The sequence below is a fragment of the Streptomyces sp. NPDC055506 genome (genome assembly GCF_053643595.1).
In genome coordinates, this window is the sequence record NZ_JBSHKH010000041.1 from 44,862 (window position 1) to 63,213 (window position 18,352).

16 protein-coding genes are annotated in these 18,352 nt (G+C 70.0%); 4 read left to right on the top strand and 12 right to left on the bottom strand.

Translation table 11 applies throughout. The features are described from left to right. The first annotated feature begins 137 nt into the window (after nt 1–137). Nucleotides 138–4,034 (top strand): glycoside hydrolase family 2 TIM barrel-domain containing protein, encoded by a 3,897-nt coding sequence (locus ACWIF2_RS17945; protein WP_454361442.1) that lies wholly within the window; start codon nt 138–140, stop codon nt 4,032–4,034. 30 nt (nt 4,035–4,064) lie between these two features. Here ACWIF2_RS17945 and ACWIF2_RS17950 read toward each other — a convergent pair whose 3' ends face one another. Beyond that, entirely contained in the window at nt 4,065–4,427 is a 363-nt protein-coding gene (locus tag ACWIF2_RS17950; RefSeq protein ID WP_454361444.1) for an ArsR/SmtB family transcription factor, read from the bottom strand. 131 nt (nt 4,428–4,558) lie between these two features. Here ACWIF2_RS17950 and ACWIF2_RS17955 point away from each other — a divergent pair, with 131 nt between their 5' ends. Beyond that, nucleotides 4,559–6,028 carry an AlkA N-terminal domain-containing protein gene (locus ACWIF2_RS17955; protein ID WP_454361446.1) on the top strand — a complete coding sequence of 490 codons (1,470 nt, stop codon included), beginning with the start codon at nt 4,559–4,561 and terminating at the stop codon, nt 6,026–6,028. Nucleotides 6,029–6,037: 9 nt separating this feature from the next. Next, nucleotides 6,038–6,520 (top strand): methylated-DNA--[protein]-cysteine S-methyltransferase, encoded by a 483-nt coding sequence (locus ACWIF2_RS17960; protein ID WP_454361448.1) that lies wholly within the window; start codon nt 6,038–6,040, stop codon nt 6,518–6,520. Here ACWIF2_RS17960 and ACWIF2_RS17965 read toward each other — a convergent pair. From ACWIF2_RS17965 to ACWIF2_RS17980, 4 genes are all read right to left on the bottom strand, one after another. Beyond that, on the bottom strand, nt 6,517–7,248 hold the full coding sequence (locus ACWIF2_RS17965; protein WP_454361450.1) for an SIR2 family NAD-dependent protein deacylase: 732 nt from the start codon (nt 7,246–7,248) through the stop codon (nt 6,517–6,519). The genes ACWIF2_RS17960 and ACWIF2_RS17965 overlap by 4 nt on opposite strands. Nucleotides 7,249–7,364: 116 nt before the next feature. Next, a complete protein-coding gene (locus ACWIF2_RS17970; protein WP_454361452.1) occupies nt 7,365–7,859 on the bottom strand; it encodes an NUDIX domain-containing protein in 495 nt (164 codons plus the stop codon). A gap of 28 nt (nt 7,860–7,887) precedes the next feature. Then, complete coding sequence (locus ACWIF2_RS17975) at nt 7,888–8,403, bottom strand: hypothetical protein (protein ID WP_454361453.1); 516 nt, start codon at nt 8,401–8,403, stop codon at nt 7,888–7,890. A gap of 152 nt (nt 8,404–8,555) precedes the next feature. Then, nucleotides 8,556–9,752: an ADP-ribosylglycohydrolase family protein gene (locus tag ACWIF2_RS17980; RefSeq protein ID WP_454361455.1), complete on the bottom strand. Its 1,197-nt coding sequence runs from the start codon at nt 9,750–9,752 to the stop codon at nt 8,556–8,558. Nucleotides 9,753–9,950: 198 nt separating this feature from the next. On the opposite strand from ACWIF2_RS17980, the gene ACWIF2_RS17985 reads away from it, so the two are divergent. Beyond that, nucleotides 9,951–11,069 (top strand): glycerate kinase, encoded by a 1,119-nt coding sequence (locus ACWIF2_RS17985; protein WP_454361465.1) that lies wholly within the window; start codon nt 9,951–9,953, stop codon nt 11,067–11,069. Nucleotides 11,070–11,382: 313 nt separating this feature from the next. On the opposite strand, the gene pssA is transcribed toward ACWIF2_RS17985, so the two are convergent. From pssA to ACWIF2_RS18020, 7 genes are all read right to left on the bottom strand, one after another. Then, a complete protein-coding gene (pssA, locus tag ACWIF2_RS17990; protein WP_454361467.1) occupies nt 11,383–12,165 on the bottom strand; it encodes a CDP-diacylglycerol--serine O-phosphatidyltransferase in 783 nt (260 codons plus the stop codon). Between the two features lie 58 nt (nt 12,166–12,223). Beyond that, nucleotides 12,224–12,880 carry a phosphatidylserine decarboxylase gene (locus ACWIF2_RS17995; RefSeq protein WP_003994082.1) on the bottom strand — a complete coding sequence of 219 codons (657 nt, stop codon included), beginning with the start codon at nt 12,878–12,880 and terminating at the stop codon, nt 12,224–12,226. Nucleotides 12,881–13,050: 170 nt separating this feature from the next. After that, nucleotides 13,051–14,256 (bottom strand): acyl-CoA dehydrogenase family protein, encoded by a 1,206-nt coding sequence (locus tag ACWIF2_RS18000; protein WP_364427670.1) that lies wholly within the window; start codon nt 14,254–14,256, stop codon nt 13,051–13,053. A gap of 2 nt (nt 14,257–14,258) precedes the next feature. After that, nucleotides 14,259–14,771, bottom strand: a complete 513-nt coding sequence (locus ACWIF2_RS18005; protein WP_454361457.1) for a MaoC family dehydratase — start codon at nt 14,769–14,771, stop codon at nt 14,259–14,261. 5 nt (nt 14,772–14,776) lie between these two features. After that, nucleotides 14,777–15,739 carry an HpcH/HpaI aldolase/citrate lyase family protein gene (locus tag ACWIF2_RS18010; RefSeq protein ID WP_454361459.1) on the bottom strand — a complete coding sequence of 321 codons (963 nt, stop codon included), beginning with the start codon at nt 15,737–15,739 and terminating at the stop codon, nt 14,777–14,779. Beyond that, nucleotides 15,736–17,763, bottom strand: a complete 2,028-nt coding sequence (locus ACWIF2_RS18015) for a protein meaA (RefSeq protein ID WP_454361461.1) — start codon at nt 17,761–17,763, stop codon at nt 15,736–15,738. The genes ACWIF2_RS18010 and ACWIF2_RS18015 overlap by 4 nt, the downstream gene beginning before the upstream one ends. A gap of 8 nt (nt 17,764–17,771) precedes the next feature. Continuing rightward, nucleotides 17,772–18,352: zinc-binding dehydrogenase (locus tag ACWIF2_RS18020; RefSeq protein WP_454361463.1), on the bottom strand; the 581-nt coding region annotated here is incomplete at its 5' end.

The window sequence follows — 18,352 nt, forward strand, 5'->3', positions numbered from 1 at the left end:
CAGCAGTTGCTCCGTCACCGTCAGTTGACACGTATCCCAACAGAAACACCCATCGAGGGTGTGCAGTTGAGGATCGTGGCTGACGTGCCCTCAGTCCGTGCAGCACCGCACCTGTCGAACCGAGGAAGGCCACGGTCATGCCGCACCCGCACCAGCTCCCGTCCCCCGCCGACCGGCCCGTAGTCAGCCGCCGCCGGCTGCTCGAAGGGGGCGCCGCCGTGCTCGGCGCGCTCGCCCTCTCGGCGTCGCCCACCGCAGCGCACGCGGCCGGCCGGCGCCCGGCGGCGGACGGCCCTCCGGAGTGGAACGACGGACTGGCCGTGTACCGGGTGGGCACCGAGCCACCGCACACCACGCTGATGCCGTACGCGGACCTCGGGCAGGCACTGGACGCCGACCGCACGCGCTCGCCGTACCGGCAGAGCCTCGACGGCAAGTGGAAGTTCGCCTACGCCGACCGGCCCGACGACCGGGACACCGACTTCTACCGCACCGACCTCGACGACTCCGGCTGGGACACCATCCCGGTGCCCTCCGCCTGGCAGTTGCAGGGCTACGACTTCCCGATCTACATCAACATCACCTACCCCTGGTGGGGCCCCAACGGCGGCGGCGAGGACGCCCAGCCGCCGGCCGCCCCGACCCGCTACAACCCCGTCGGCCAGTACCGCCGTACGTTCACGGTCCCGAAGAACTGGTCGGGCCGGCGCACCTTCCTGCACTTCGAGGGCGTCAAGTCCGCCCACTACGTGTGGATCAACGGCGAGCTGGCCGGATACCACGAGGACTCCTACACCTCCGCCGAGTACGACATCACCCGCCACCTCAAGCCGGGCACCAACCAGATCGCCGTCGAGGTGTACCGCTACTCCGACGCCGAGTGGCTCGAGGACCAGGACATGATCCGGCTGAGCGGCATCTTCCGCTCGGTCCACCTGTACTCCACGCCCTCCGTGCACCTGCGCGACTTCAAACTGGACACCCCGCTCGGCGACGACTACGCCTCCGCCGACCTCAAGGTCACCGCACACGTCCGCGACTACGGCGGCGAGGGCGCGGGCCGCTACACCGTCGAGACCCAGCTCTACGACGCGCGCGGCCACGCCGTCTGGCCCCGGCCGCTGAAGCAGCCCGTCGACGTCCCGGCCGGCGACGAGGCCACCGCCGAGGCGTCCAGAGCCGTCCCCTCGCCGAAACTTTGGTCGGCCGAGCACCCGGACCTCTACACCGCGGTGCTGCGGCTGCGCGACCCGGCCGGCAGGGTGGTCGAGACCCTCTCGCACCGGGTCGGCTTCCGCGAGTTCGCGCTCAAGGACGGCCTGATGCGCATCAACGGCAAGCCGGTCTCCTTCCGCGGCACCAACCGGCACGAGATGCACCCCGTCACCGGCTCGGCGCTCACCAGGGCCCAGATGATCGAGGACATCGAGATCATCAAGCGCCTCAACATCAACAGTGTCCGCACCTCGCACTACCCCAACAGCCCGCTGTGGCTGGAGCTCGCCGACGAGTACGGCCTGTACCTCGTGGACGAGACCAACCTCGAGACCCACGGCATCCGGGACAAGTTCCCCGGAAGCGGCCACCCCGAGTGGACCGAAGCGTGCGTGGTCCGCGCCCAGAACATGGTCCACCGCGACAAGAACCACGCCTCGGTGGTCATCTGGTCCCTCGGCAACGAGGCGGGCGGCGGCACCACCTTCAACGCCATGTACGACTGGATCCGCGGCTACGACCCCACCCGCGTCATCCAGTACGAGGGCGACGACCGCCCGGGCATCAGCGACATCCGCTCCGAGATGTACGACAGCCCGCAGCGCGTCGAGGCCCGCGCCAAGGACACGAACGACAAACGGCCGTACGTGATGGTCGAGTACTCCCACGGCATGGGGAACTCCAACGGCAACTTCAAGAAGTACTGGGACATCGTCCGCCGCTACGACGTCCTCCAGGGCGGCTGGATCTGGGACTTCGTCGACCAGGCCCTGAGCTGGCCCACCCCGACGCGCAAGCTGCTGACCGAGTCCGGCCCGGGCGCCCTGCGCGGCGAGATCATGGCGCCCGCCGGCACCTTCGACCGTGCCAAGGGCGTCTTTGGCGGCACCGTCTTCCCCCGCGACGCCCGCCTCGACCTCACCGGCTCCCTCACGCTGGAGGCCTGGGTCACCCCGCACGTGACGGGCTATCACCAGCCCATCATCGCCAAGGGCGACACCCAGTACGCCCTCAAGCAGTCCGACAGGACGCTGGAGTTCTTCATTCACGGCGGCGGCCAGTGGGTCACCGCGAGCTGGGCCCTGCCCGACGACTGGACGGGCAAGGAGCACCACATCGCCGGTGTCTTCGACGCGGACGCGGGGACGCTCACCCTGTACGTCGACGGCTCGGTGCGCGGCACCCGCACGACCACTCGGCGCCCCAGCGACAACACGGCGTCCCTGGCGCTCGCCACCGACGTCGACAACCCGACCCGGGAGTTCAGCGGCACCATCCGGCGCGCTCGCGTGTACGCCCGCCCGCTGAGCGCGGCGGAGCTGGCCTCGGACGACCGCGGCCCGGACGACGAGGGCGTACGGTTCTGGTTCGACGCCGCCACCGTCGGGCTCACCGAGAAGCGCCCGCGCGACAAGACCTTCTACGCCTACGGCGGCGACTGGGGCGACAACCCCAACGACGGCGCCTTCTCCGGCGACGGCATCGTCACCGCCGACCGCGGCCACACCGGCAAGGCCGCCGAGGTCAAGCAGATCTACCAGGCGATCAACGCCGCCCCGGCCTCGGGCGGACCCGGCGCCGTCAAGCTCACCAACGAGTACCTGTTCACCAACCTCCGCGAGTTCGACGGGCATTGGTCCCTCGTCGCCGACGGCAAGGTCGTCCAGCGCGGCCGGCTGACCCGCGACCAGCTCGATGTGGGACCGCTGACCGCCAAGGACATCAAGGTGCCGGTGCGGCTGCCGGCGAAGCCCGAGCCGGGCACGGAGTACTTCCTCCAGCTCTCCTTCACCACCAAGGAACGCACCAAGTGGGCCAAGGCGGGCTTCGAGGTCGCCAAGCAGCAACTGGCCCTCGACGCGGGCGGCCCGGCGGTGAAGCCGGCCCCGCTCGCCGGCGTGCCCGCCCTGCGCCACACGGACGGGGACAAGACCCTCTCGGTGAAGGGCGGGAACTTCTCGGTCACCTTCGACAAGAGCACCGGCACCATCACCTCCTACGAGGCGGCCGGCACGCCTTTGATCACCTCCGGCCCCGTCCCGAACTTCTGGCGGGCGCCCACCGACAACGACCGGGGCAACGGCCACCACACCCGCAACCAGACCTGGCGCGACGCCGGGGCGAAGCGGAAGGTGGCGGACGTACGGGTGCGGCCCCTGGGCGACCGGGCCGTGGAGGTCACGGTCACCGGCACACTGCCCACCGGCACGGAGTCCACGTACTCCACCACGTACACGGTCTTCGGCAACGGTGAGATCAAGGTCGACAACACCCTGCACCCGGGCGCCTCGAACCTGCCGTACATCCCCGAGGTCGGCACCCTGCTGTTCCTGCCTCGCCGTCTTGACCGGCTGCACTACTACGGCCGTGGCCCCGAGGAGAACATGTGGGACCGCAACAACAGCACCGACGTGGGCCTGTACTCCGGCACCGTCTCCGGGCAGTGGACCTCCTATCTGCGCCCCCAGGAGAACGGCAACAAGACCGACGTCCGCTGGGCCGCCCTGACGGACGGCGGCGGACGCGGACTGCTCGTCTCCGCCGAGCCGCTGCTGGAGATCAATGCCTCGCGCTTCACCCCGGAGGACCTGTCGGTCGGCGCCCGCCACGACTACCAGCTCACCCCGCGGGACGCGGTGGTCCTGCGGATCAACCACCGCCAGATGGGCGTGGGCGGCGACAACAGCTGGGGCGCGCACACGCACGACGAGTTCAAGCTGCTCGCCGACCGCGACTACGCGTTCACCTACCGGCTGCGTCCGCTGACGCGGGTGAGTGAGGCGATGGACGCCTCACGCCGTCCGACGGCGACCGAATAGCACGCACGGTGGGACAGCGGCGCCGCCGCCTCAGTCGGCGGTGTCGCTGATCCCCAGGCGCAGATGCTCCACGTGGTACACGGCCTGGTCGAGCAGCTCGGCGACATGGTGGTCGTGCAGCGCGTACACGACCGAACGGCCCCGCCGCTCGCCCACCACCAGGCCAAGATTGCGCAGCAGCCGCAGCTGGTGCGAGCAGGCCGACTGCTCCATGCCCACCTCGGCCGCCAACTCGGTGGCCGGCAGCGGGCCTTCCCGCAGCCGCGCGAGGATCAGCAGACGGGAGGGTGTGGACAGGGCCTGGAGCGTGGTGGCCACCTTCGCGACGTTGTCCGCGTCCAGGCGTACGCGCTCGCCGGCGTCCTGCGCGGTGGTGACGGCTCCATGACCCATGACGTCATCGTACCGGGCACACACGAACACATGAATGAATCTTCATCTGTCCCGGTCCGGGCAGGTCGATGTCGGATTCTCGCCAGACCCGCCGCCTGGCGGTGACGGATGCTGGACGTATGCAGATGGGGATGCACACCGACACCGAGCGTTGCGTACGCGCCGTCCAGTCCAAGGACGCGCGCTTCGACGGCTGGTTCTTCACGGCCGTCCTGACGACCCGCATCTACTGCCGTCCAAGCTGTCCGGTCGTGCCGCCCAAGCCGGAGAACATGGTCTTCCACCCGAGCGCCGCGGCCTGCCAGCAGGCCGGGTTCCGGGCCTGCAAGCGCTGCCGGCCCGACACCAGCCCCGGCTCCCCGGAGTGGAACCAGCGGGCCGACCTGGTGGCCCGCGCCATGCGGCTGATCGCCGACGGCGTCGTGGACCGCGAGGGCGTGCCGGGTCTCGCCGGACGGCTCGGCTACAGCACCCGGCAGGTCGAGCGCCAGCTGCTCGCGGAACTGGGCGCGGGCCCTCTCGCGCTCGCCCGGGCACAGCGCGCCCAGACGGCCCGGGTGCTCATCGAGACGACGACCCTGCCGATGGCGCAGCTCGCCTTCGCCGCCGGCTTCGCCTCGATCCGCACCTTCAACGACACCGTCCGCGAGGTCTTCGCCCTGTCCCCGAGCGAGCTGCGCACCCGCGCCCCGAAGCGACAGGGCACGAGCACGCCAGGCGCGCTCGCCCTGCGGCTGCCCTTCCGGACCCCGCTCAACCCCGACAACCTCTTCGGCCACCTCGCCGCGACGGCCGTACCCGGGGTGGAGGAGTGGCGCGACGGCTCCTACCGCCGCACCCTGCGCCTCCCGTACGGCCACGGCATCGTGGCGCTGACTCCCACCCCCGACCACATCGCCTGCCGCCTCACCCTCAGCGACCTGCGCGATCTGACCGTCGCCATCAGCCGCTGCCGCCGCCTGCTCGACCTGGACGCCGACCCGGTCGCGATCGACGACCAGCTGCGCACCGACCCGGCACTCGCACCGCTGGTCGACAAGGCACCCGGCCGGCGTGTCCCGCGCACGGTGGACGAGGCCGAGTTCGCCGTCCGGGCCGTGCTCGGCCAGCAGGTCTCCACTGCCGCCGCCCGCACCCACGCGGCCCGCCTGGTCACCGCGCACGGCGAACCGGTCGACGACCCCGAGGGCGGCCTCACCCATCTCTTCCCGGCGCCCGAGGCCCTCGCGGCACTGGACCCCGAGTCGCTGGCGATGCCCCGCAGCCGCCGCACCACCTTCACCACCCTGGTCCGGCAACTCGCCGACGGCGAACTCCACCTGGGAGTGGAGAGCGACTGGCCGCGCAGCCGCGCCCAGCTCCTCGCCCTGCCCGGCTTCGGCCCCTGGACGGCCGACGTCATCGCCATGCGCGCACTCGGCGACCCGGACGCCTTCCTCCCCACCGACCTCGGCATCCGCCGCGCCGCGAAGGAACTCGGCCTGCCCTCCACGCCCGCGGCGCTCACCGCACGCGCGGCCGCCTGGCGCCCCTGGCGGGCCTACGCCGTCCAGTACCTCTGGGCGACGGACAGCCACCCGATCAACTTCCTCCCGGTATAAGGACGTTCGATGAAGCACCACACCGTGACCGACAGCCCCTACGGCCCCCTCACCCTCGTCGCCGACGACGGCGTCCTGTGCGGCCTCTATATGACCGACCAGCGCCACCGCCCGCCGGAGGAGACCTTCGGCACCCGCGACGACACCCTGTTCGCGGAGGCGGAGGAACAACTCGAGGCGTACTTCGCGGGCGAGCTCAAGGAGTTCACCGTCGAACTCCGCCTGACGGGCACCCCGTTCCAGCGCACCGTCTGGGAGCAACTGAGCCGCATCCCCTACGGCGAGACCCGCACCTACGGCGAACTCGCCGCCACCCTCGGCACCCCCACCGCCTCCCGAGCGGTCGGCCTCGCCAACGGCCGCAACCCCGTCGGCATCATCGTCCCCTGCCACCGCGTCCTCGGCGCGAACGGCAGCCTCACGGGCTACGGCGGCGGCCTGGACCGCAAACGCCGACTGCTGGCGTTCGAGAGCGGGGCCGCGCTGTTCTAGGCGGCGTCGCCGAGGCGGCGCAACAGCTCGGGCAGGGCCGTTCCGATGGGTTCCCGCACGATCTCGTCGGCGCGCTCGTCGTACGGCGTCGGCTCGGCGTTGACGATGATCAGACGGGCGCCGTGGTCGGCGGCGACACCGGCGAGGCCGGCGGCGGGCTGGACCTGGAGGCTTGTGCCGACGGCGATGAACACCTGGCAGGCCTTGCTGATGGCGGCCGCCTCGCCGAGGACGACGGGGTCGAGCCGCTGGCCGAACATCACCGTCGCCGACTTCAGGACACCGCCGCACTCCAGGCACTGCGGATCCGCCTCACCGGCCTCGACCCGTGCCAGCGCGTCCTCCATCGGGCCGCGGGCGTGGCAGCCGGTGCATACGAAACTCCGTGCTGTGCCGTGCAGTTCGAGGACCTTGCGGGCGGGCATCCCGGCGAGCTGGTGCAGCCCGTCCACGTTCTGCGTGATCACCCGCACCGGCACCCCTGACCCCTCCAGGTCGGCGATGGCCCGGTGGGCGGCATTGGGCTCGGCGAGCAGCGTCCGGTTCTTGCGCCGCATCTGCCACGACCGCCGCCGGATCTCCGGATCGCCCATGTAGTACTCGTACGTCACGAGCTTCTCGGCCTCCGGATCGCGCCGCCACAGCCCGTTCGGACCGCGGTAGTCCGGGATCCCGGAGTCGGTGCTGATACCGGCACCGGTGAGCAGGGCGACGAGGGGCTTGGCCATGATCCGAGGGTAGGACGCAGGGCCACTCGGAGCGAACGGATATCCGACGTGGGGCGGTCGCGAACGCCACTGACCTGACGATTGATCAGGTGGCGCGACCGAGACCCACCGCCCCGTCAGCCGACCCGGTCGCCGTTCTCCAGCTCCGCCGTGCCCGAGCCGTCCGCCAGGACGTCCAGGGCGGTGAGGACGCGGCGGCCGAGGGCGCCCGGCAGGTACTCGGTCAGCTCCTCGCGCGGTACGAGGCGCCAGGACAGCAGTTCCTCCTCCTGGAGGCGGATCGTCTTGAGGGTGTCCTCGCCGAGCACCCCGCCGTCGTACAGATACGCCACCAGCGGCGGACGCCCCGGGCCGTGCACCCAGTCCACCGCCAGCAGCGGGCCGAGCTCACGGTCCAGGCCGATCTCCTCGGCCGTCTCGCGCCGTGCACCCTGCCGCGGGGTCTCGCCGGCGTCGGACTCGATCGTGCCGCCGGGCAGCGTCCAGCCGTCCCGGTAGTTGGGCTCGACGAGCAGGACCCTGCCCTCGCCGTCCCGGAACAGCGCGGCAGCGCCGGCCAGGACGCGGGGCAGGGACGCGATGTAAGCGGCGAAGTCAGCAGAGGTGGTCATTGGGGCAGGGTAACCACCGGATGCCGGCTCAGCCGCAGGGGAAGATCCGGTCGGACTTGTAGTTGATGTAGAGGCTGCTGGAGGTCGAGCCCATCTTGGCGGTCACCGGGGCGCAGGCGAAGCTGGAGACGCGCACCGGGCCCGCGTACTCGCTGAAGTTGCCCGAGTCCGGGTCGCAGGACGTGTTGCCCACCTTGCAGACCTGCACGTACATGTACTGCGCCTTGCCGACGTTGTTGTCGAGGATGACGCAGCCCTTGCCGCCGTTCTCGTAGGAGAAGAGGGTCGCCAGGCGCTCGGCGGGGTCGGTGCCGAGGGGCAGCGGAATGCCCTTCTTCAGCGTGTAGCCGGTGCCGCAGACGTTGGCCGCGGCCGCGACGGCAGCCGGGTCGGCCTGCGCGACGGCCACGGTCTCGGCGTCGGCCTTCGCCGAGATCGGCACCGAGGGCTGTTCGACGGCGACGGCCTGCGGCGCGGTGAGCACGGCGGCGGACAGGACGGTCGCGGAGGCGGCGGCACGCAGAGCGGTTCTGAGACGAGACATGACAAGCGGACGCTTTCTGTCGGGCGCGAGAACGCGGACCGGATGACTGGAAATGATCGACTGAGTCGATGGCCAGATCACTTTACGGTCGGGTTTGATCGACACTGGCGGGTGATCAGTAAGTGGCCGGAATCAGCCGAATGGAAGCGTTTTCAAGCGGAACCACCCGGAGCGCCAGGAAGCCGTGGCCGATACTGAGCCCCGATGAGCCCCGGATCCGGAAGCGGAAGAACGGGTCCGGCGCCGCATCGGGCCGGGAATGGCCGGTTTCCTGCGGTCAGGCCGCCGGTTTCCGCCAGCCGCAGCGTCCGCTCGGCCAGCTCGCTGATCCGCACCCCGTCGAAGCCGAACACCGCACTGCGGACCGTGTCCTCCAGCGGCGCTTTCCAGTGGTCCGGGATGGCGGCCGCCCCGCCGAACACGCCCGCCACCGAACCCGCGGTCGCGCCGTTGGAATCGGTGTCCAGGCCGCCGCGCACGGTCAGGGTGATGGTGCGCGTGAAGTCGCCGTCCCCGTAGAGCAGGCCGGCGGTCAGAACGGCGGCATTCGGAACGGTGTGGATCCAGCCCATCCCGACGGTCTCCTCGGCGATCGTGGTGAGCGTGTCCTCCCAGGTCATCCGGGTGTCGTGCAGGGAGACCACCCGGCGCACCGTCCGGGCCAGCCGGCTGCTCGCCGGGATCACGGTCAGGGCCTGGTCGACCGCATGCCGCACGGTGGGTGCCGTGAACGCCGCCGAGATCAGCGCCGCCGCCCACATCGCCCCGTAGACCCCGTTGCCGGTGTGCGACAGCACCGCGTCCCGCCGGGCCAGCGAGGCGGCCCGGCGCGGCACGCCCGGGCAGGTCCAGCCGTAGATGTCGGCCCTGATCAGCGCCCCGATCCACTCCTGATACGGATTGTCGTACGTCGCCGTCAGCGGCGGCTTGAGCCCGTCGGCCAGATTGCGGTACGCGGCCCGCTCGGCGGTGAACGTCTGCAGGTACGGCAGCCGCAGCAGCCACAGGTCGCCGACCTGCTCGGTGCTGAAGCCGAAGCCGTGGGTCTCCAGCAGATGGAGCCCGAGGATCGCGTAGTCGACGTCGTCGTCACGGCAGCTGCCGTGGATCCGGCCGCGCACACACTGGCGCCACTCGGGCCGCAGCGCGGTCTCGTCGTCGCCCGTGGGCTCGGGCAGATAGTCGGTCAGCGGGAGCGCGGCGGCCTTTCTGAGGTAGCGGTCGATGCGGTCACGGGTCCAGACCTCGCCCTGTTCGACCGGTTTGCCGAGCATGTTTCCCGCGATACGGCCCAGCCAGCCGCCGAGGATGCGGTCGGCGAGCGCTGCTTCGGTGTCGACGAGCGTCATGGTTACGGTCTACCCGTTTCCGCGGGATCGCCCGAGGGGGGACCGCCGGTCCAGGAGTCGGGCAGATGCTGACGGCCGGGGCGTCCTCCGGTTAAGGTCGCAGCGGCGCGACTGGCCCTGACGTGCGTGAGGGCCCGGAGAGCAAGGGGAGTGCAAGTGGCGGACGCTGCAGTGAGCGGTACCCGAACGACGCAGCGGGTGCTCGTCGCCGCGGACAAGTTCAAGGGGTCGCTGACGGCCGTGGAGGTCGCCGAGCGGGTGACGGCCGGGCTCCGCCGGGCCGTGCCGCGCCTCGAGGTCGAGGCGCTGCCCGTGGCCGACGGCGGCGACGGCACCGTGGCCGCGGCGGTCGCGGCCGGGTTCGAGCGCCGGGAGGTACGGGTCGCCGGCCCCCTCGGCGGTGAGGTGACGGCGGCGTTCGCGCTGCGCGACGGCACCGCGGTCGTGGAGATGGCCGAGGCGAGCGGACTCCAGCGGCTGCCCGCCGGCGTCTTCGCCCCGCTCACGGCGTCCACGTACGGCTCCGGCGAGCTGCTGCGGGCCGCCCTGGACGCGGGTGCCCGCACGATCGTCTTCGGGGTCGGCGGCAGCGCCACCACGGACGGCGGCGCCGGAATGCTGTCCGCACTGGGCGCCCGGTTCCTGGACGCCGGCGGCGAGCCGGTACCGCCGGGCGGCGGCGGCCTCGCCGATCTGGCCACGGCCGATCTGTCGGGCCTCGACCCGCGCCTGACCGAGGTCGAACTGGTCCTCGCCAGCGACGTCGACAACCCGCTGACCGGCCCGAAGGGCGCGCCCGCGGTCTACGGCCCGCAGAAGGGCGCCTCGCCGGACGACGTGACGGCCCTGGACACCGCCCTCGCGCACTTCGCGAAGGTGCTGGAGGGGCCGGCCGGTCCGAAGGCCGCCGAGTACGCCGCCTCGCCCGGCGCGGGGGCGGCGGGCGGCATCGGCTACGGCGCCCTGCTGCTGGGCGCCCGGTTCCGCCCCGGCATCGAGGTGATGCTCGACGTCCTGGGCTTCGCGCCCGCGCTGGACCGTGCCGATCTGGTGATCACCGGCGAGGGCTCCCTCGACGAACAGACCCTGCACGGGAAGGCCCCGGCGGGCGTCGCCGCGGCGGCCCGCGCCGCCGGCAAGGACGTCGTGGCGGTCTGCGGCCGCCTCGCCCTGCCCCCGGAGGTCCTGGGCCGGTCCGGCTTCCGCCGGGCCTACCCCCTGACGGACGCGGAACCGGACGTGGCGAAGTGCATCGCCGAGGCGGGCCCGATCCTGGAGCGGGTGGCAGAACGCATCGCCAGGGACTTCCTGACCTGATCCGGGCTCTGCCCGACCTGATCCGGGCTCTGCCCGACCTGATCCGGGCTCTGCCCGACCCGAGCCGGGCTCTGCCCGACCCGAGCCGGGCTCTGCCCGACCCGAGCCGGGCTCAGTACGCCGGCTGCCCCGCCCTCGACCGCACCTCCTGTCCGACCGATTCGGGCGGCGGGTGGGCATAGGCCCGGGGGACTGGGGGCGGAGCCCCCAGGGACAGCGACCACCCCCGAACCCGAACAGTCGAACCCGCACAGCAAAGGGCCCCGAACCGAATCCCGGTCCGGGGCCCAAGCGAAATCCAACCGCTACGGCGCTACGGAAGCTGCGCCGCCCGCGCCTCCCGTCGGCTGCCACGGAAGTTGTTCACCCGCCGAGCCGTCGCGAACAGCGGAATCACCGCCCCCATGACCAGCTGAAGAGCGCACCCCGTCTGCAGCAGCAGCTGTCCGCTCGGCGCGTCGAACGCCCACGCCGCCAGCAGCCCCATGCTCAGCACGATCCACGACAGCATCGCCACGGCGAGCCGCCCCCGCGGCTTCGGGTACTCGACCCGGCTCACCATCAGCCAGGCCGTCCCCAGGATCGCCAGCAGCGTCGCCACGAAGGGCAGCTCCAGCAGCACGATCGACACGACTGTCAGCGCCCCGAACGGCGACGGCATGCCCTGGAACGTGCCGTCCTTGACCGTGACGCACGAGAACCGCGCAAGCCGCAGCACCACCGCCAGCAGCACGACGATCGCCCCGACCGCCGCCACCCGCTGGTGCGCGTCGTCCGCGACCATGCCGTACACGAGGACGAAGTACGCCGGCGCCAGGCCGAAGCTGATCAGGTCGGACAGGTTGTCCAGCTCCGCGCCCATGGGGGAGGAGCGCAGCTTGCGCGCCACCAGGCCGTCGAAGAGGTCGAAGACCGCCGCGCAGAGCATGAGGATGACCGCCGTGGCCGCGCTGTGGCGGGCCATGCCGGTCTCCTGGCTGCCCGTGAGGTGCGGGATCAGGATGCCGGTGGTGGTGAAGTACACCGCCATGAAGCCGCACGTGGCGTTGCCGAGCGTCAGGGTGTCCGCTATCGAGAGGCGAAGAGAGAGGGGCATCTCCTCTTCTTCGTCCACCTCGTCGGCCTCCGGGACCCAGCCGGCCTTGGTATCAGGATCAATCACGGTCAATGCGAGTCACCCCAGCCACGGTCTTCTGACCGACCTCGACCGCGACCTCCACGCCCTCGGGCAGGTAGAGGTCAACACGCGAGCCGAAGCGGATCAGGCCGATCCGCTCGCCCTGCTCGACCTTGGTGCCCTGGGGCACGTAGGGAACGATGCGACGGGCGACCGCGCCGGCGATCTGGATCATCTCGATGTCGCCGAGCTCGGTGTCGAAGTGCCACACGACCCGCTCGTTGTTCTCGCTCTCCTTGTTGAAAGCGGGAACAAAGCCACCGGGGATGTGCTCGACCGACGTCACCGTGCCGGCCAGCGGCGCGCGGTTGACGTGCACGTTGAGCGGGCTCATGAAGATCGCGACGCGGGTGCGGCCGTCCTTCCACGGCATGATGCTCTGCACCACACCGTCGGCGGGCGAGATGACCCGGCCCTGGGTGATCTCGCGCTCGGGGTCGCGGAAGAACCACAGCATTCCCGCCGCGAGCGCGGTGGCGGGAACGGCGACGGCCTTGGCGGCGCCGGAGCGGCGGGCACGGGCCAGGCTGAGGGCTGCGGTGGCGACGGTCGGAAGGAGCCACGGCGATGCTCCGCGCGCGAGGCGTACGCCGGCCCGGCTGTCGCGTGGTGCAGAGGTTTGGCTGTGGGGCATGGATGACCTTCGTAGCGGATGAGGCCGCACTCTGACGGGGGACGGCGGCTTTCCGGCGATCGTAGCGGCTCGGGGCCGTAACTGGGTAAGCCAGGCAGCCGAGTCGGCGGCTGAAGAGTGCTGACGGGGTGTGATCTTCTTCTCCAAGAAAACACCCCGTATCCGGACATCTAGCCCTGGAATCGATACTCTTCGAGCAGTCGCCGACCGATGATCATTTTCTGGATCTCGGCGGTACCTTCACCGATGAGCAGCATCGGCGCCTCACGGTAGAGGCGCTCGATCTCGTACTCCTTGGAGAACCCGTAACCGCCGTGGATCCGGAAGGCGTCCTCGACGACTTCCTTGCAGTACTCGGAGGCGAGGTATTTCGCCATCCCGGCCTCGAGGTCGTTTCGCTCCCCGGAGTCCTTTTTGCGAGCTGCATTCACCATCATCGCATGCGCGGCCTCGACCTTGGTAGCCATCTCGGCCAGCTTGAACTGGATCGCCTGGTGCTGGGCGATCGGCTTACCGAAGGTGTGACGCTGCTGCGCGTACTGGACGCCCAGTTCGAACGCACGCTGAGCGACGCCGCAGCCACGTGCCGCCACGTTGACGCGCCCGACCTCGACCCCGTCCATCATCTGGTAGAAACCACGGCCGGTGACCCCGCCGAGCACGCGATCCGCAGGAATCCGCAGGCCATCCATGATGAGTTCGGTGGTGTCGACCCCCTTGTAACCCATCTTGTCGATCTTGCCGGGGATGGTGAGGCCGGGGCGGACCTCGCCGAAGCCGGGCTCCTTCTCGACGAGGAAGGTCGTCATCGACTTGTGGGGCGCGGTGCCCTCGGGGTGACCTTCGTCACTTCGGACCAGAACGGCCACCAGAGACGAGGTTCCGCCGTTCGTCAGCCACATCTTCTGGCCGTTCAGGACGTACTCCTCGCCGTCCTTCACCGCCTTCGACGTGATCGCCGACACGTCCGAGCCGAGGGCCGGCTCCGACATCGAGAACGCGCCACGGATGTCGCCCGCCGCCATCCTCGGCAGGAAATGGTCCTTCTGTTCCTGCGTCCCGTGCTGCTTGAGCATGTACGCCACGATGAAGTGGGTGTTGATGATGCCGGACACCGACATCCACCCGCGGGCGATCTCCTCCACGCACAGCGCGTAGGTCAGGAGCGACTCGCCCAGGCCCCCGTACTCCTCGGGGATCATCAGGCCGAACAGGCCCAACTCCTTCAGCCCGTCGACGATCTGCTGCGGGTACTCGTCGCGGTGCTCCAGCTCCGTCGCGACCGGGATGATCTCCTTGTCCACGAAGTCCCGGACGGTGGACAGGATCTCCTGCTGGATGTCCGTCAGACCGGCGGTCTGGGCGAGTCGCGCCATGGCTACTTCTCCTGCTCCTTGAGCTCGGGGCGGCCGGGCTGCTCGCCGCCGCGCTCCTTGATGTACGTCTCGGTCGGCACCATGACCTTGCGGCGGAACACGCAGACCAGCGTGCCGTCCTGCTTGTAGCCCTTGGTCTCGACGTAGACGATGCCGCGGTCGTTCTTCGACTTCGACGGCCACTTGTCCAGCACGGTCGTCTGGCCGTAGATCGTGTCACCGTGGAAGGTCGGCGCCACGTGCTTGAGCGACTCGATCTCCAGGTTGGCGATGGCCTTGCCGGAGATGTCCGGCACGCTCATGCCCAGCAGCAGCGAGTAGATGTAGTTCCCGACGACGACGTTCTTGCCGAAGTCCGTCGTCTGCTCCGCATAGTTCGTGTCCATGTGGAGCGGGTGGTGGTTCATCGTGAGGAGACAGAACAGGTGGTCGTCGTACTCCGTGACCGTCTTTCCCGGCCAGTGCTTGTACGTCGCCCCGACCTCGAACTCCTCGTAGGTGCGTCCGAACTGCATCGCCGTCACGCCTCCGGGATCTCGAACTTGCTGGTGCGCTGCATGCCGGCGGCGCGTCCCTTGCCGGAGACGACCAGGGCCATCTTGCGGCTGGCCTCGTCGATCATCTCGTCGCCGAGCATCGCGGAGCCCTTCTTGCCGCCCGCCTCGGACGTGTAGTAGTCGTACGCGTCCAGGATCAGCTCGGCGTGGTCGTAGTCCTCCTGCGACGGCGAGAAGATCTCGTTGGACGCCTCGACCTGGCCCGGGTGCAGCACCCACTTGCCGTCGAAGCCGAGGGCGGCGGCGCGCTGGGCGACCTCGCGGTAGCCGTCGATGTTGCGGATCTGCAGGTAGGGGCCGTCGATCGCCTGGAGGTTGTTGGCGCGGGCCGCCATCAGGATCTTCATCAGGATGTAGTGGTAGGCGTCCGCCGGGTAGCCGGGCGGCTGCTCGCCCACGACCAGCGACTTCATGTTGATGGAGGCCATGAAGTCGGCCGGGCCGAAGATGATCGTCTCGACGCGCGAGGAGGCCGTCGCGATCTCGTTGACGTTGTTCAGGCCCTGCGCGTTCTCGATCTGCGCCTCGATGCCGATCTTGCCGACCTCGAAGCCCATCGTCTTCTCGATCTGCGTCAGCAGCAGGTCGAGGGCGACGACCTGCTGGGCCGTCTGCACCTTCGGCAGCATGATGCAGTCGAGGTTCTGGCCGGCGCCCTCGACGACCGTGACGACGTCCCGGTACGTCCACTCGGTCGTCCAGTCGTTGACCCGCACGACGCGCGTCTTGCCCGTCCAGTCGCCCTCGTTGAGGAACTTGACGATGGTGTGCCGCGCCTCGGGCTTGGCGAGCGGGGCGCACGCGTCCTCCAGGTCGAGGAAGACCTGGTCGGCCGGGAGGCCCTGTGCCTTCTCCAGGAAGCGGGGGTTCGAGCCCGGTACCGCCAGGCAGGAACGCCGGGGGCGAAGGCGGTTGACCGTGGTCATGCGGGGACCTCCAGGGGGTCGAGCTTGTTCGCTTTCCGGATCTCGTCGACGATGCGGCCGATGATTCCGGTGATGTCGAAGTCCTTCGGGGTGAAGACGGCGGCCACTCCGGCTTGCCTGAGCTGCTCGGCGTCACCATTCGGGATGATGCCACCGGCGATCACCGGTATATCTGTGGCACCGGCCACACGGAGCCGTTCGAGGACGTCCGGGACCAGTTGGGCGTGCGAGCCGGACAGGATGGACAGGCCGACCGCGTGCACGTCCTCGTCGATGGCCGCGTCCACGATCTGCTCGGGCGTCAGCCGGATGCCCTGGTAGACCACCTCGAAGCCGGCGTCACGCGCCCGCACGGCGATCTGCTCCGCGCCGTTGGAGTGCCCGTCCAGGCCCGGCTTGCCGACCAGGAAGCGCAGCTTGCCCACGCCCAGGTCCTTCGCCGTGACGTCCACCTTGCGGCGGACCAGGGCCAGCGTGCTGCCCTCCTCGACCGGGACGGCCACGGGCGCCGACGAGACGCCCGTCGGGGCGCGGAACTCGCCGAACACCTCGCGCAGGGCCCCTGCCCACTCGCCGGTCGTCGCCCCGGCGCGGGCGCACTCCAGGGTGGCCTCCATGAGGTTCTCCGTGCCGCGGGCGGCGTCCTTCAGCCGCTCCAGCGCCTTGCAGGGGCGCGGGTGGTTGAAGGGCGGCTGGTAGCGGTTGTCGCGCCACTGCTGGAGCGAGGCGATGACGCGGGCCTCGACCTCCGGGTCGACCGTCTGGATCGCGGTGTCCAGGTCGGCGGTCAGCGGGTTCGGTTCGGTGCCCTCGAAGGCGTTGACACCGATGATCTTCTCCTGGCCCGACTCGATCCGGCCCCGGCGCTCGGCGTGTGAGGAGACCAGCTGGGACTTGAGATAGCCGGACTCGACGGCCGCCATCGCGCCGCCCATCTCCTGGATGCGGTCGATCTCGGCGAGGGCGGACTCGACCAGTTCCTCCACCTTCGCCTCGATCACCTTCGAGCCGTCGAAGATGTCCTCGTACTCCAGCAGATCGCTCTCGTACGCCAGCACCTGCTGGATGCGCAGCGACCACTGCTGGTCCCAGGGGCGGGGCAGGCCCAGCGCCTCGTTCCAGGCGGGGAGCTGCACGGCACGCGCGCGTGCGTCCTTGGAGAGGGTCACGGCCAGCATCTCGAGCACGATCCGCTGGACGTTGTTCTCCGGCTGCGCCTCCGTCAGGCCCAGGGAGTTGACCTGGACGCCGTAGCGGAAGCGGCGGTGCTTGGGGTTCTCGATGCCGTACCGCTCGCGGGTGACCTGGTCCCAGATGCGGCCGAAGGCGCGCATCTTGCACATCTCCTCGACGAAGCGGACGCCCGCGTTCACGAAGAAGGAGATACGGCCGACGACGTCGCCCATGCGCTCCTGCGGCACCTGGCCGGAGTCGCGCACGGCGTCGAGGACGGCGATCGCGGTGGACATCGCGTACGCGATCTCCTGCACCGGCGTGGCGCCCGCCTCCTGCAGGTGGTAGCTGCAGATGTTGATCGGGTTCCACTTCGGGATGTGGGAGACCGTGTACGCGATCATGTCCGTCGTCAGGCGGAGCGACGGCCCCGGCGGGAACACATGGGTTCCGCGGGACAGGTACTCCTTGACGATGTCGTTCTGGGTCGTGCCCTGGAGCTTGGTGATGTCCGCACCCTGCTCCTCGGCGACGACCTGGTAGAGCGCCAGCAGCCACATGGCCGTGGCGTTGATGGTCATCGAGGTGTTCATCTGCTCCAGGGGGATGTCCTGGAACAGCCGGCGCATGTCACCGAGGTGCGCGATCGGCACACCGACCCGGCCGACCTCGCCGCGGGCGAGGATGTGGTCGGAGTCGTAGCCGGTCTGCGTCGGCAGGTCGAACGCCACCGACAGACCTGTCTGGCCCTTGGCGAGGTTGCGCCGGTACAGCTCGTTGGACGCCTCGGCCGTGGAGTGACCGGCGTACGTGCGCATGAGCCACGGCCGGTCCTTCTGACGCTCAGTCATGGACGACCTCAGATGTTCCGGAAGCGGTTGATGGCGTCGATGTGCTTGGCGCGCTTCTCGTGATCGCGCACGCCCAGGCCCTCCTCGGGGGCCAGCGCGAGCACGCCGACCTTGCCCTGGTGGAGGTTGCGGTGCACGTCGTAGGCGGCCTGGCCGGTGTCCTCCAGGGAGTACACCTTCGACAGGGTGGGGTGGATCTTGCCCTTCGCGATGAGCCGGTTGGCCTCCCAGGCCTCGCGGTAGTTGGCGAAGTGCGACCCGATGATCCGCTTCAGCGACATCCACAGGTAGCGGTTGTCGTACTCGTGCATGTAGCCCGAGGTCGAGGCGCAGGTGGTGATGGTGCCGCCCTTGCGGGTGACGAAGACCGAGGCGCCGAAGGTCTCACGGCCGGGGTGCTCGAAGACGATGTCGATGTCCTCGCCGCCGGTGAGTTCGCGGATGCGCTTGCCGAAGCGCTTCCACTCCTTGGGGTCCTGGGTGTTCTCGTCCTTCCAGAACTTGTAGCCCTCCGCGTTGCGGTCGATGATCGCGTCGGCGCCCATCGCCCGGCAGATGTCGGCCTTCTGGTCGCTGGAGACGACGCAGA

Excerpts from the sequence above, each read along its gene's own strand:
- ACWIF2_RS17945 (WP_454361442.1), top strand. The coding sequence starts at position 138 with ATGCCGCACCCGCACCAGCTCCCGTCCCCCGCCGACCGGCCCGTAGTC.
- ACWIF2_RS17950 (WP_454361444.1), bottom strand. The coding sequence starts at position 4,427 with ATGGGTCATGGAGCCGTCACCACCGCGCAGGACGCCGGCGAGCGCGTA.
- ACWIF2_RS17955 (WP_454361446.1), top strand. The coding sequence starts at position 4,559 with ATGCACACCGACACCGAGCGTTGCGTACGCGCCGTCCAGTCCAAGGAC.
- ACWIF2_RS17960 (WP_454361448.1), top strand. The coding sequence starts at position 6,038 with ATGAAGCACCACACCGTGACCGACAGCCCCTACGGCCCCCTCACCCTC.
- ACWIF2_RS17965 (WP_454361450.1), bottom strand. The coding sequence starts at position 7,248 with ATGGCCAAGCCCCTCGTCGCCCTGCTCACCGGTGCCGGTATCAGCACC.
- ACWIF2_RS17970 (WP_454361452.1), bottom strand. The coding sequence starts at position 7,859 with ATGACCACCTCTGCTGACTTCGCCGCTTACATCGCGTCCCTGCCCCGC.
- ACWIF2_RS17975 (WP_454361453.1), bottom strand. The coding sequence starts at position 8,403 with ATGTCTCGTCTCAGAACCGCTCTGCGTGCCGCCGCCTCCGCGACCGTC.
- ACWIF2_RS17980 (WP_454361455.1), bottom strand. The coding sequence starts at position 9,752 with ATGACGCTCGTCGACACCGAAGCAGCGCTCGCCGACCGCATCCTCGGC.
- pssA (WP_454361467.1), bottom strand. The coding sequence starts at position 12,165 with ATGCCCCTCTCTCTTCGCCTCTCGATAGCGGACACCCTGACGCTCGGC.
- ACWIF2_RS17995 (WP_003994082.1), bottom strand. The coding sequence starts at position 12,880 with ATGCCCCACAGCCAAACCTCTGCACCACGCGACAGCCGGGCCGGCGTA.
- ACWIF2_RS18000 (WP_364427670.1), bottom strand. The coding sequence starts at position 14,256 with ATGGCGCGACTCGCCCAGACCGCCGGTCTGACGGACATCCAGCAGGAG.
- ACWIF2_RS18005 (WP_454361457.1), bottom strand. The coding sequence starts at position 14,771 with ATGCAGTTCGGACGCACCTACGAGGAGTTCGAGGTCGGGGCGACGTAC.
- ACWIF2_RS18010 (WP_454361459.1), bottom strand. The coding sequence starts at position 15,739 with ATGACCACGGTCAACCGCCTTCGCCCCCGGCGTTCCTGCCTGGCGGTA.
- ACWIF2_RS18015 (WP_454361461.1), bottom strand. The coding sequence starts at position 17,763 with ATGACTGAGCGTCAGAAGGACCGGCCGTGGCTCATGCGCACGTACGCC.